Genomic DNA, 14,049 nt, shown 5'->3' with positions numbered 1-14,049 from the left:
TTTCTATTATAAAGTATGGCGTAATCTTTGGAAAATTTTTCAGATTAAAATTTTAATAATTATTCAAGCCAGATTAGTGCTATTATTTTATCACCGGGGTGACAACAGCGCAATTTAAACTTTTTTATGATGCTGATTAACATTTCTTTTTGCGACACAGCTTTAGTGGACAAAAGTTTAAAAAAACTCATCTATGTATAATTATGCATAAATGACGCATAAGAACTTATGCAATGAAAGCGTTTCAAGAATTTTCATCACCCTTGAATGTTTGCAAGAAAAAGGGTTCTATGATTTAAACTCAAAAAAAAGCGCCTCCCGGAGGAGACGCTTTTTAATTACTTTTTTTCAAATTATACAGTCATAGCTTGTTCACTGTTCATTCCAGCTTCATTGTCCCGACTGCGGGTCATGAAGTAAGCGAAAGTAAGAGCAAGGAACCCAAGACCGAAGATTGCAAGCACACCTACGTCACTCCACATTGCACTGAAGTCCCCTGTAGAAATTACTGATTTAAGACCACTAACTGTGTAAGTCATAGGAAGCAGTGGGTTAAAGAATTTCATCCAGTTCGGGATCAATTCAAGTGGGAATGTTCCGGCACTAGTTGTTAATTGGAAAATAAGAATAACGATAACAACAAAACGTCCCGGTTGATCCAACCAAGTAACAATGGATTGAACTACCCATGTGTAAACTAGACTAGTCAAGAATGTAAATAGGAAGAATAGCGGTACACTTTGTACTTCTAGTCCAAGTCCGTACAATACAACCACAGCAGCCAGCATAGACTGGATAAAGCTCATGATTGAGAACGTAAGCGTACGGCTGATAAAACGATTCATACGGCTTGCGCCTATTACAGCTGATTCACGCATTGGAATAACAATTGTAGAAATCAGTGCACCTACGAACAAACCAAGAGATAAGAAGTAAGGAGCAAACCCTGTGCCGTAGTTCGGTACATGATTTACAACTTGATCCTCAATCACAACCGGTTGTGCGAACATTTCCATCATTTTATCTGACTTATTCACGCTGCCTGTTTTTTCAGCAGCATCGCTAAGCTTAGTTGCCAGTTCTGTTGATCCAGATTTCAGATCATCCATACCATCTTTCAGCTCGCCTGCACCGTCAGCCAGTTTTTTCGAACCATCTGCTACAGCACTGATACCGGAACCTAGTTCGCCTACACCACTTAGCAGTTTTGAGGTACCATCGCCAAGCGCTTTACCGCCTTCAGCCAGCTTGCTGCCTCCAGCTGCAGCTTCTTTAAGCTTCGCACCAAATTGTTGCATCCCTGCATTCAGCTTATTGCCACCTGTTACAAGTGCAGATGCGCCTTGTGCCAGTTTTTGCTGTCCTGTCAAAAGCTGTGTGCTACCAGCATTTAATTGTTGCGCTCCATCATGCAACTGAGTTACACCAGCAGCTACCTGCTGTGAACCTGAGTGCAGTTGAGTTGCACCTTGTGCCAGTTGCTCTTGCCCACTGTGGAGTGCAGTAGCACCCTGTGCCAGCTGCTCTTGACTTTGTTGCAGTTGCTCACTACCTTGTGCAACAGCTGCACTAGCTGCTAGGAGCTTCTGTACGGCCGGATTCTGTGCCAACTCAGGACTAGCCTGTGCCAATTGCTGCAAGCCTTGAGCGACCGCTTTAGCGCCCTCAGTAACCTTTGTGCTACCTTCTGCGGAAGCCTGCAAGCCTGCCTCTAGCTTCGCGCTGCCATCCACGGAAGAGGTTAAACCTGCTTCCAGCTTCGCGCTGCCGTCAACTAAAGATTGTGTTCCTGCTTGTAATTTAGTAGTACCATCTACAGCAGACTTCGTACCTGCTTGAAGCTGTGTGGCACCTGTTACAGCTTGCTTCAAGCCGTCACTAAGCTGTTTACTGCCGGCAGCGCTTTGTGCAACGCCATCTTGAAGCTGTGTATGAGCAGCCGACAATTGTTGCAAACCGCCTGCCAAAGTGCTAGAACCCGTTTGAATTGCAGTAGCACCTGAATTTAAATCAGACACACCTTTAGTAAGTGGTTCTACACCATTTTGAAGTTTACCTGTACCATCTGTCAGTACAAGAAGATTATCTTTCAGCTTCAAGGCTCCGTCATCTAGCTTACCAGCGCCATCTGCGATCTTGGAAGCTCCATCTCCCGCCTCGCCCAATCCATCAGAAACTTCTGTAATCTGATTGAATACAGACTCCACATAAGCCTCTGTTACCTTAGCGGATACTTTAGATTTAATTTCTGATACAGCCGTTCCACCGATCTGTCCGGCCAGGAAGTTGTAGCCTTCATTTGGCTCATAAATAATTTTTGCCGGTTGTGGTTCATCATCCAAAAGCGTTGTTGCTTTAGCAGAGAAGTCTTCTGGAACAATAATCGCCATATAATAGGTATTGTCCTCCATTCCTGCTTGCGCTTCTTCTAGTGAAACAAAGTTCCATTGAAAGCCATCGGTTACCTTAAGCTCCTCAACCAGATCATCTCCGGCCTGAAGTTGTTTTCCTTCATAATTAGCACCGACGTCTTGGTTGACCACAGCAACCGGTAACTCATTCATCTTGCCATACGGATCCCAGAATGCCTTTAGGAAGAATCCGCTATACATCACCGGAATAAATAGGATGGCAATCATCGGAATCAGCACCTTTGGATTTCTCAGTGCTGCGCCAAGATCCTTGGTAAATACGGATAATGATTTCATTCTGGTTCTCTCCTTATGAGCTTATGCTCTCTTTAAAATGCTTTGTTTGCGAAATATTACGTAACACTAGGTGACCGTTTTCCCCATTCGGTCAATTTAGGGGATAAAAAAACGCCTTTCGGCTCTTCTTCAATGCCTAAAACAGCTTGGAAATTGTTAAGGGAAAGCAATCTAATCACGCCATCCCTATCCTGAATCAACGCTTACTGTGCCAGTCCTTCGGCGAGAAACAAATGAAAGTACATCTTGATCTGTTCCTTGTCCAAGGGAGTATGTGTTTTATTCAGTTCAGCAGTCAATACAATATATAGCCTGAACATGACTACAGATACGATTTTAGGATCGCAAGGTTTGATTTCTCCCTTTTCAAGGGCTTGTTGCACCTCCCGTTCTAAATATTCTAAAACTAAGTTCTCGATCTTCTCGAGCCCTTCTCCTGCCTGCGGCGTTCCGAATTCGCGACTCTCCTGGGAAAGCTTGATGAATAGCTCCTGCTCACTTCGAAATTCCAGCAGGGCATCCAGCACACGATGCAGGTTATCAAAGAAAGGTCTGTCTCGCCTGATCTCGCGATCAGCAATCATCTTCATTTCTACCATCATATCGCGCAGGATCTCATCAAACAATTGCTCTTTGTTTGTAAAAAAGGTGTAGATGGTTCCTTTCCCGACATTTGCGATCTTAGCAACCTGATCCATGGTAGTCGCCTTATATCCGAATAATGAAAATGATTTTGCTGCGGCCTGAAGCACCTGCTGTCTTCGATCCACCACTGCCACCTGTGCCCACTTCCTTTCTCCAGAAAATATCATTACCGCTGACTATCTGACCACTTTACTAATCCGGTCAATTGGTCATTCATTACTTTAACATGTAGCTTTGCAGTTTGCAATACTTTAGAAAATCTTTTATTTTTTTATTTATTGCAGGGTTTTAACTTTCTATTTACGTCTTATTTGTATAATGTGAGTAGAGAACAGTTTTCCCTCATCTATTTAAGAAGAAATTCCGCATTTCTATTGAAAAGGAAAGTAGCAGGTGAACTTATGCGAAAGAAAAGAGTACTGCTGTTTTCGGAAGGCTTCGGTACGGGCCACACAGGAGCAGCCTATGCTCTGGCCGAAGGAATAAAGCTGCTGAATCCGGATGTCCAGTGCCGAGTCATCGAGCTAGGTAAATTTCTTAACCCGATGGTCGCCCCATGGATTCTTTCCGCTTACCGAAAAACAGTTAGCAGCCAGCCTAAGCTGGTCGGCATGATGTATAAGACACAATATCATAAATCATTGAACCCGTTGACTAAGATGGCACTTCACCGGATTTTTTATACACATGCCTCTCAAGTGATCGAACAGCTAAAGCCTGATTTGATTATTTGCACACACCCCATTCCGGCCGCTGTCATTTCCAGACTAAAGCGTCGTGGATTGGAGGTTCCGCTGTATACGTTAATTACAGATTATGATGCACATGGTAGCTGGGTAAATTCCGAGGTCAATCGATATCTCGTCTCTACCCCACGCGTCAAATCAATTCTAACAGGCCGAGGGATTGCTCCTGAGCTTGTAACGGTCACAGGCATTCCTGTGCATCCGAAGTTCTGGGAACGATCCAACAAGACGCTGCTCCGCAAGGAACTAGGTCTAGCCGATATCCCTACTGTTCTCATAATGGGTGGAGGCTGGGGACTGATGTTCGGCAAAGAGATTATGAATTCACTCACAGCCAGAATGGATAACATCCAACTCATCTTCTGTATGGGCAGTAACGAGAAGCTTATAGCCAAAATGAAGTCCAATCCAAGGCTTAATCATCCTAACGTCAGGATTCTTGGATACACCAGTGAAATCAATAAACTGATGGATGCTTCCGACCTTCTAATCACAAAGCCTGGCGGTATGACCTGTACCGAAGGTCAGGCTAAGGGAATTCCAATGCTCTTCTATAAAGCTATTCCAGGTCAGGAAGAGAAAAACTGCCAATATTTCGTAGAGCTAGGACTAGCAGAGGTACTTGACTGTGAGGTAGTGAACAAATGGTTCTCTATGATGCTTCGTGAGTATTCTGTTCTCGAAGAGCAGCGTAAACGCCGTCTAGCCCCTGATAAACATCAACCGCAAAGTTGCGCGACTACCGTTCTGCAGATGTTAGGCAACCCCGCAGACAAAACAGCTGATATCAGAGGAGCAAGATCTCAAGCCCGAGGCGAAGAGCCTGTGTGCATTACACCATAAAGAAAAGCAGGTAGCCAGGGAAATTCCCGGCTATCTGCTTTTTTTGTATAGACATGTAATCAGGATTTATTAAATTTCTATACTTTCACCAGCTTTAAGCGGGAATCCCTCTATCCCCTCTTGTCGCAGACGATCACAGAAATCCATAGCATCCTGAGCAATATCCGGAAATGTATTGTAATGAAGTGGTATGACCTTGTCCGCTTGAAGCCAGCGCGCAGCAAGGAGCGCATCATCCGGTCCCATGGTCAGCATATCGCCAATTGGCAGAGCCGCCAAATCAATCGCAGTTCTTTCACCAATCAGACGCAGATCGCTGAATAGTGCGGTATCACCTGCATGGAATAACGTCTTCCCCTCAATCGTCAATAAAATACCTGCGGGTTGTCCAGCATAAATCCAAACGTCGCCTTCCTGAATCGATGAGGAATGAAACGCCTGAGTATATTTAACGGTAATGGCATCATAAATATGACTGCCGCCTATATTCATATGTTTAACCTTGGCACCCTTCATTCGGCAGTATTCTGCAAGCTCAAAAACTGCAAAGATCGGACAATCATTCTGTTTGGCAATTTGCACAGCATCACCTAAATGATCCGAGTGACCGTGAGTCAGCAGGACAGCATCTACAGTAATGTCATCAGGTGAAATACCGGAGTTCGGATTTCCTGACAAAAAAGGGTCAATAATAACTTTCGCTTGCTCTGTTTCTACCAGCAGCGCTGAGTGTCCGTAATAAGTGATCTTCATGACAATTCTTCCACCTCCAGGGTTATATAGTCTAGTTTACCCTATAAATAGCTGAGGTTCACAGATAAGGTCAATTATTTATAAAACGTATGATTACCAATGGTCTTCACATACTCCTGCGAATGATGTACGGTAAGATCCTGCGCAAGCTTAAGCGATAGGAAAAAATAAGTACTATCGGGAACTTCCTTCACCCCAGAGAGCGCCGCGTTCACCGCTTTAATACTATCATCATTAGGCTTGACACGTTTAAGACGCCCGTTAGCTACAGGACTGAATTGATGCTTTTGATAAATGACCTTATATATCGTGTCGGGGAAATTGGCTGACCGTAGCCTATTCAGAACAACGTTGGCAACTGCCACCTTGCCCTGGTACGGTTCACCTTCCGCCTCTGCCATTACAATTTTTTGTAGCAGAAGCAGTTCTTCTTCGGATACTGCGTAGCGCCGGGTTGCTTTACTTTGCTGCTCCTGGCTTAATAGCTCGGTCCGAGAGAAGTATAATGTTGTGAGGGGATTTTTCTGAGATGCCGAGACTGTCTTAACTACAGTCTGAGCGCTCTTTTTCGCTGTCGCTTTCTGCGCAGCTGAATTAGATTGTGCTACATCAGCCTTTACCCGAACTATGGAAGCCTGCGATGTATTTTGTGGCTTTATTTTATTCTTACTAAGCCATTCTACACTCTGCTCTGGTTTCCAAGTGGAACTGAACAGGTTAACTGTGCTGTAAAGCTTATTCGTTTGTGAAACTTTTGTAGTGCCCCTCGTCTTACTAGATTTTGATTCTTCTTGCAAATAATTAATTACCGATGCTCGGCTGGTGGATTGCAGCTTATCCATCTGCAGATTATCTATTTTCCCCTCGGCAACCTGATTAGGCTGCATTAAGCTTATGGCAGAGAAACACACTAGTATAACGCCAACAAGCAACGCGATACAGCGGTTTTGTTTAAAGATTAACATGATATTCCTCCTATTTCACGGCACATTCCTATTGTATGTAACCGAAAACGGAAGCTTTGAAAACTTAAATACCGATTTTAAAATGTAATATTTTCAATCATTTCATACATAGGAATGGCATACATTCTGGTAGCATACAACACAAAACTATCAATCGTCCAGTCTCTATGAAAGATTTTTGATCTTTTTTCATCATCCAATTTCAGTAAATTTTCCAGCAATTTATCATCAAATGAAATTTTTCCAAGGTACTTTCGAGCCACTGTGAGATGTGGTTTGTACTCCCTGGATTCGGCCGAAAAACCTAAAGGAAGTGTAGCAGTGTGTACTCTCGCAGCCAGTAAATTCAGCTCTTCTAGTTCGCCAGAAACCCCTACCCATAAAACTTTTGGAGCCTTTGGCAGACCAAATGTATTCCATTTGTCTAAGGATAGTTTGAAGGGGCGGCATTGCTCTGACATCTGCTTCAACGACATGATTAAATCCGGGATTTTCGTCTTTGGGGTGTCTCCTAAAAATTGCAGGGTAATATGATAATCCTCTGGATGAGTCCATTTTGCAAAATGAAACTTTTGAGATAGGTTAGAGCACTCTTCCGCCACAACTTGCCCAAGTTCTGAGGGTAATTTCACAGCAATAAATAATCGTTCTGAATCTTTTTCTGACACGTTAGCATCCATATCAATTTCACCTTCTCCTATAGATTTGGTATCCTTATCCTATAACATTATCCATTTCCATCAAACCTTAGAGCAGGAGGAATACATCATGACTAAGTCCATAGTATGTCTACAACCACTTACAGCCGAGCAACAAGAAAGGATCAAAGCAGCAGCCCCCGGTTATACATTCATACAAGGTGACGGCAAAAATCCAGATTTACAGCTGCTAGCTGATGCTGAAATCGTAATTGGCTGGGCTAAAGGTATCGCCGATACGCTTCTTCGTCCAGATTCGCCCCTTCGCTGGGTCCAATCCTGGTCTGCTGGAATTGAGAAGCTCCCGTTAGAGCGTTTTAAGGAACGTGGAATCCTATTGACTAGTGGGAGCGGAGTGCATGCCGAGCCTATTTCTGCGGTAATCTTTGGCTTCATGCTTCTCTTCACACGTAATTTGCATACAGCCGTTCGCAATCAGATGAACCGCTACTGGAATTCTGACGGAAGTGAGAGTGAATTGTTCGGAAAGACAGCCGTTATTGTTGGAACTGGAGCCATCGGCAGCGAAACTGCCAGAATCGCTAAAGCTTTCCGGATGAAGACGATCGGAGTAAGTCGCTCAGGCAAGCCACTCGCTGATTTTGATCAAGTATATACCACTGACCATCTGCCAGAAGCTGTGAGCCAAGGCGACTTCATCATCAATATTCTCCCTATCACCGATGAAACTAAGCAATTATTTAATACTGCTATCTTCTCTGCCTTTAAACAAGGCTCTTATTACATTAACGTTGGACGTGGAGCGACTACTGATACTGAGGCTCTAATCCATGCACTGAATCGCGGTCAGCTTCGTGGTGCGGGATTGGATGTATTCGAAACCGAACCCCTCCCGCAGGATCATCCACTTTGGACTATGGAGCAGGTAGTCATCACTCCTCATTCTGCTGGCATAACCGATCAATACGCTAATCGAATCGTAAATATTTTTACCGAAAATATAAATTCCTATTTATCTACTGGCACTCCATCCCTAAATCTCGTTGATTATGCCCGCCAATATTAAATTTAGCATTTGATTATTAAGAACACTTGTTCTATAATAAAAAATCCAGGAATCAAACATAAAGAGAGGTTAGCGAAATGGATGTTACTGTCACACAATACAATGAGAAATGGAATCTTATCTTCCAAGAAGAATCTCGTAAGATTAAAGAGATCTTCGCTGAGGCACTTATTGATATTCACCATATTGGCAGCACTTCTGTTCCTGGGCTAAAAGCTAAACCAATCATTGATATGATGCCTGTTGTACGAAATATCGAAGTCATTGATGACTTCAACGCGCAAACGACAGAGCTCGGTTACGAATGTATGGGCGAGTTCGGTATGAGTGGCGAGGCAGCAGAACAATACGGTAATCTAAAAGAGGATCTTGCGAATCAATTTCCGAAGGACATTGAAGCTTATATGGGTGGGAAAGAAGCATTTGTCACCGAACTAGAAAGAACAGCGCTTGAATACTATTCAACTTTAACTATAAACTGATCATACAAAATAGTCCCTGCATGTCTATTAGACAATCCTAATGGACATGCAGGGACCCTTATTTCACACCTGGATCGCAGCGCTCTTAATTAGAAGCTATAATCTCGTCAATATAAGCTGTAGCGGTTCCAGCCGTAGAAGGTGTAACAAACTGAATGCCAATGGCATCCACTTTCTTCAAATTCTCAGGTGATAGATTGGAATTGTTGCTGAGATCAATCGTGAACTCCGTGAATCCATCCTGAGCAGCTATCTTCGCACCCGAATCTACCCATACTGCATAGCCACCTAATTGAAGAAACAGCTTCGCTTGAACATCAGGCTGGTCAGAGACGATTCTAACTTTAGCAGTAAGCTTGGAGAATGAGCTCAGATCAAGTGCAGCTACTTTTGATGCTGCTATAAAAGGATCTTTATCCTCTCCATTCCATGCGAAATCAAGCTTCAAAGATTGATTACCTTCAGCATATACATCAGAAGTTACTGTGGCTGTACCAGAATTGATAGCCCAACCGTCGTTACCCGTCTCGAAGCCATAGTGAACATCCGGGACAGCTTTCTCCAGGGATACTTCCTTCAAATAAAGCTTCGCAGTTCCTCCATCATTGGAAACATCCTCAATTTTAATCCCAATCGTCTTTACAGCAGCCAAATCTACGCCCACCCCTGCTGCTGCAGTCGGCAGTGAAATAGATAAGGTCATATAACCCTTAGAATCTACAGGCACAGGATCACCGCTGTCGCTCCATTTCCAGTCCGCACCTGTCTTGATGAATAGACGCGCTTTAGCTGCACCACTCGAGAGCTTAACCTTAGCGCTGATCGTATCCAGCCCTATAATATTCAGCTTCTCAGGATTAATAGCAAGTTCAAAGGATTCTTTGGAGCTGCCATTTGCATCATTGCCAGTATTAATCAAATCAAATTGTACACTTGCCGCTTCTTCATTGGCATCAAATGCTGGAGGTTGAGCGTTGGCAGACGAACCGTTTGTTGCAGCCCATCCTGCAATATCAGCTTCTGTAGCGAAGGCGTACAACACGCCAGGCGCATGTCCCTGCGAACCTCCATTTCCTTCTTCCGACATATCCGGAAGTGTCCCGTCATAGACCGCTTGAATATCGTCAAAGTAGAGCGAACCTTCGTGGCTCTGTCCGTCCATCGCATTCACATACAAATTAAAGCTCTGAACTTGCTTCAATCTTTCCTGTGTAAGTTCTCCGGCTTTTCCCCAGCTCATCTCCGTCAAATTCTTCAAACTTAATACTATTTTACCGTTCTTGTCTGGATTAATGACCGGATAGGCTTCGAAATATCCTCCATCAATGACAAGCTGCACCACTAGCTTAAGCGGCTCACCTTTCTCAGCATAAGCGTTGTCTCCATCGGAAGCTACCCACATACTGAGTGCATTATAGTCGGACCAGTCCATCGAACCCAGACTTTTACCTACTCCGGTATAACCTGCATTATTAATCGTATAGTGCAGTTTCATTCCGTAATCCCCGGATGCCTTATGTTCGGAGCTTAAAGATACGCTCACATCATCTCCGCCAGCCTTAGGATATTTGGCTACCAGTGCTTCATCGCTTGAGCCATAAGATTCAAAATTATCTACCAGTGCTTTGTCAGCAACAGGTGCAGTATACGTATTATAAAGACCGATATTATCTACATAGATTGGCAATTCACCTTCCACTTCCAAACCACTGCCAACCAGAGATATCGCTAGACCAGTGGCTTCGGCTGATTTAGCGGCATTATCCAGATCAATCGAAACATCAAATTTATAATACTGTGATCCACCACCCACGTTAACTTTCTCAAGATCGGACAAAGATTTATAGGATGAGTCCATGCCATACTTTGTATCCCAAACTGGTGGCAACTGAATCACACTGCGTACCGCAGCATTGTTAGCCTCATTCTGAGCAGCCTCCGGAATTAACACGGAGAACTTCACACGTGTAACTTGAGTCAGATCCACTCCATCCAGTGCAAGATCATTCAATTGCAGCTTCAGTTCCTGCCAAGTATCCTCAGCAGACAGCCCTTCAGTAATGTTAATAACAAGCTTACCGTTAGCATCTAGTGACGCATGCTGCAAGACCGTCTTGATCATCTCTGCGTTATTGGCGAGCCCTGACCAAGTACCATTGTTTTGGATTTGCTCCAAATCCTTGTCAGTATCAAAATTAAGTACCTTTATTGGCGCTTCATTGATTTTTAAGAATACAGAATTAGTCTGTGTAAGTGTAGCATCTCCAGTTCCATATGCCCTCACTGTAATCTCTGCTGAACTGCCATTCAGACTAGCGTCTGGCTGCCATGAAGCGCTATAGTAACCGTCCGCACCGAGCGTCATTTCCACCTCTACTCCAGAATCACCCACAGTATAAGTCACTTTGCTAGGCACTGCATTTAATACCTTGGCCCGAATAACGGTTACGGCATCTGTTATTGTACTGATATTATTCGGAGTTACGATGTGGAGGAAAGGTTTCTTTCCTGCCACTTCAACCTCGAGATTGTACTTATTATCATCTTTCACATCGCTCGCAAAAGCCGTGAAATCATCTTTATAGAAATTCACGAAATCAGGAAGCAACTCATGATTTGCTTTGTTAGGAACATTCTTATAAGGAACATACAGATTATTACCTTCACCAAAGTTCGCCCAAGTCAGCATATAAGATATTTTTGCCGCATCAGGGTCAGCCTTGATCGCATTCAATACTTTAGTGAACCATTCCAGCTCATTATTTCCTGTTGTTTTCATACCAGCAGCACTATAACCATACTCAGATAGGGTAACAATCTTACCTTTGTCTTGAGCAAGCTGAGAAATCATCTTAAGGTCTTTAACAAGACCATTGAGGAAAGCCTCCGAACCCGCATTCTCCTTGTTGTCATACTGATCCATTCCAAGAATATCAACAAATTGATCACCTGGATAAGTCGTTAAATATTCACTTTCATTTCCATTAAAAGATCCGTTTGGTGAGAATACATAAAGGAAGTTATGAACGCCTTTAACATCACGTAGGTATTCAACTGTATATCTGTACAGTTCCGCGTATTCACTCTTTGTCGTTGTAGCCGCACCCCACCAGAACCAACCTCCATTTTGTTCGTGGAAAGGACGGAACAGAACTGGAATCAGGTTGCCATCGTCATCCTTAAGATTGTTCGCAAAATCAGAGATGCGATCCAGATATTTATTAAACTCTCCATTCTTATCTCCGCCCGGCAAAATACGTGATACTACCGAGCGCGTTGCTCCTTTGGAATTCCCTGTATCGTTAAAGCTTCCACCCGTAACAAAATTGTACGGATGTGTACTTAGCGTTACAATACCACCCAAATCATGAGCCTGCTTCATGGCAGCAGATAATCCTAATCTACTCGCTTCATAATCTCCGCTAACTCCAGGAGGATTCTCATATCCATCTAAACTAAGGGTGTCCCAACCAAAAACCCCAGGATAATCACCAGTGGAGCTGTATACGTCAGAAATAACATTTCCGTTCTTATCCTTTCCGGCAAAAGAGACGGTAGTATCATGCTGATGACCGAACATAACTTGTTTACCGCTCATGCTATCCAGATAAGCAAATAATGATTTGGTAGCAGTCGATGCATCTACGTCAACGATATGAACCCCAGCTTCTGGTGTTGCCGTTGGAGCAGCCGTTGCTGTAGGTTCCGGAGTAGCCGTCGGTACTGGCGTTGCTGTAGGCTCTACACTAGTTCCACCTGAGCCCCCAGGCGCCGGTGTGCTTGTTCCCTGTCCTACAAGAACTCCATCCTTCACAGTGTATGTTCCTTCTACTATAGTCACTCCATTTAAGACTACAGAGGAAGCACTTACTACAAGCTTGCTAATGGTACCTTTTGTTGTAATCAACGTTCCCGTTGCACCGTTACCAATCACAAGCTGATCGATTGTAGAACCTGAGCCTACTTCTATAATAGAAGCACTATCAATAGTCAGTTGAGTGATGACCGTACGATCCTCTATAACGACCCGAACTTTTCCTTCAGGACGATTCACTTTTACAACAGCCAATTTAGAATTTTTTAAATGAATCGAATGCTCGCCACCACCAGATATAAGTACATTACCTTGTACTGTTACATTCTCCAAGACACCCTCACCATCACCAATACCGGAGGTAAGATAAAGGTTGCCTGATGCAGCTACATTCTTTAGTTCAACCCCACTTTGGTTAATGACAATATTCCCATGGATATCTCCCCCAGTGAATGTACCGGCTGTGTTGTAGTAGCCGCTAACCAATCTGTCAACGATAGTGACTACCTCTGCCCTTGTAATTGGTTCGTTCGGACGAAATGTACCATCTGGATAGCCGGATAGAATTCCACTCAATGCTAGGGTAGCCTCTTTAGCGTAAGCGCTGATGGATGCTTGGTCTGTAAAGGCACTCGCTTTAGTGCCTGGCTCCAGTGAAAAAACAGAAGCAATTAATGTTGCAGCATCTTGACGAGTTACTTCAGTATCCGCTTTCGCTTTATTATCAGGAAAACCTTTGTAATAGCCAGCTTGCTTCGCTATAGATAAAGCGCTTGCATACCAAGCTTTAGCAGGTACATCCGAGAATGACATTTCCGAAAGAGTGCTAAATCCAAATAGCTTATTAATAATACTTACAAGCTCAGCACGCGTTACTTTATGATCCGGCTTAAAAGAGCCGTCCGGATAACCTTGAATAACACCATTACCCTGCCACTTCTCTACACTTTCTCCAGCCCAGTGCGCCTTGAGGTTTTCATTTGTTTTTCCGTTAGCTAGCGCAGGCACAGCCATTGTAACGAGCATTACTGCTGTAAGAAATAGAGCAAAGCTTTTTTTGAACCTCTTCATTCGTTTTACCCTCCCGTTTTGTAAAGGTTTTCATTATTACTCAAGCAGAAGATTCGACTTCTTTATCAACCTCCCCATTTATTACCAATAACAATTTAGTTATTATATTAGCACTAAAGTGGCATACAAACAATAACTTATTTTAATAAATAGCTATTTTGTTAGAAAAAACACTGAATATCAGGGTTAACAAGCATAAATATAGTCGAATAATTAATAACGAAATACTAACAAAACATTCCCCGTTCTATAAAAAACAAACAAAAGGCCAGTCTCCAATGAATTGGAGGCTGGCCT

General features: G+C 43.4%; 9 protein-coding genes. 3 read left to right on the top strand and 6 right to left on the bottom strand.

The genetic code is table 11. The annotated features are described in order from the left end of the window. Window positions 1–353: 353 nt before the first annotated feature. Window positions 354–2,708: a YhgE/Pip domain-containing protein gene (locus MKX35_RS26605; protein WP_076299153.1), complete on the bottom strand. Its 2,355-nt coding sequence runs from the start codon at window positions 2,706–2,708 to the stop codon at window positions 354–356. Window positions 2,709–2,911: 203 nt separating this feature from the next. Continuing rightward, a complete protein-coding gene (locus MKX35_RS26600) occupies window positions 2,912–3,487 on the bottom strand; it encodes a TetR/AcrR family transcriptional regulator (RefSeq protein ID WP_179085738.1) in 576 nt (191 codons plus the stop codon). A 267-nt stretch (window positions 3,488–3,754) separates the two neighbouring features. Here MKX35_RS26600 and MKX35_RS26595 point away from each other — a divergent pair, with 267 nt between their 5' ends. Continuing rightward, window positions 3,755–4,942 carry an MGDG synthase family glycosyltransferase gene (locus MKX35_RS26595; RefSeq protein ID WP_076299152.1) on the top strand — a complete coding sequence of 396 codons (1,188 nt, stop codon included), beginning with the start codon at window positions 3,755–3,757 and terminating at the stop codon, window positions 4,940–4,942. Between the two features lie 69 nt (window positions 4,943–5,011). Here MKX35_RS26595 and MKX35_RS26590 read toward each other — a convergent pair whose 3' ends face one another. From MKX35_RS26590 to thpR, 3 genes are all read right to left on the bottom strand, one after another. Next, window positions 5,012–5,695 carry a metal-dependent hydrolase gene (locus tag MKX35_RS26590; RefSeq protein WP_042185230.1) on the bottom strand — a complete coding sequence of 228 codons (684 nt, stop codon included), beginning with the start codon at window positions 5,693–5,695 and terminating at the stop codon, window positions 5,012–5,014. 74 nt (window positions 5,696–5,769) lie between these two features. Next, entirely contained in the window at window positions 5,770–6,660 is an 891-nt protein-coding gene (locus MKX35_RS26585) for a cell wall hydrolase (protein ID WP_076283914.1), read from the bottom strand. A 77-nt stretch (window positions 6,661–6,737) separates the two neighbouring features. Further along, window positions 6,738–7,340, bottom strand: a complete 603-nt coding sequence (gene thpR, locus MKX35_RS26580; protein ID WP_076299151.1) for an RNA 2',3'-cyclic phosphodiesterase — start codon at window positions 7,338–7,340, stop codon at window positions 6,738–6,740. 88 nt (window positions 7,341–7,428) lie between these two features. Here thpR and MKX35_RS26575 point away from each other — a divergent pair, with 88 nt between their 5' ends. Together MKX35_RS26575 and MKX35_RS26570 are read left to right on the top strand one after the other, a co-directional pair. Then, entirely contained in the window at window positions 7,429–8,385 is a 957-nt protein-coding gene (locus MKX35_RS26575; RefSeq protein ID WP_042185224.1) for a D-2-hydroxyacid dehydrogenase, read from the top strand. 77 nt (window positions 8,386–8,462) lie between these two features. Next, a complete protein-coding gene (locus MKX35_RS26570) occupies window positions 8,463–8,867 on the top strand; it encodes a GrpB family protein (RefSeq protein ID WP_076299150.1) in 405 nt (134 codons plus the stop codon). Between the two features lie 85 nt (window positions 8,868–8,952). On the opposite strand, the gene MKX35_RS26565 is transcribed toward MKX35_RS26570, so the two are convergent. Beyond that, the gene (locus tag MKX35_RS26565; RefSeq protein WP_076299149.1) at window positions 8,953–13,752 is read right to left on the bottom strand and encodes a glycosyl hydrolase; all 4,800 of its coding nucleotides are present in this window, start codon (window positions 13,750–13,752) and stop codon (window positions 8,953–8,955) included. Window positions 13,753–14,049 lie beyond the last annotated feature (297 nt).

The sequence above is a fragment of the Paenibacillus sp. FSL R5-0923 genome (assembly GCF_038009145.1).
Taxonomy (GTDB): Bacteria; Bacillota; Bacilli; order Paenibacillales; family Paenibacillaceae; genus Paenibacillus_AQ.
This window is presented reverse-complemented; position numbering and strand designations above follow the sequence as displayed.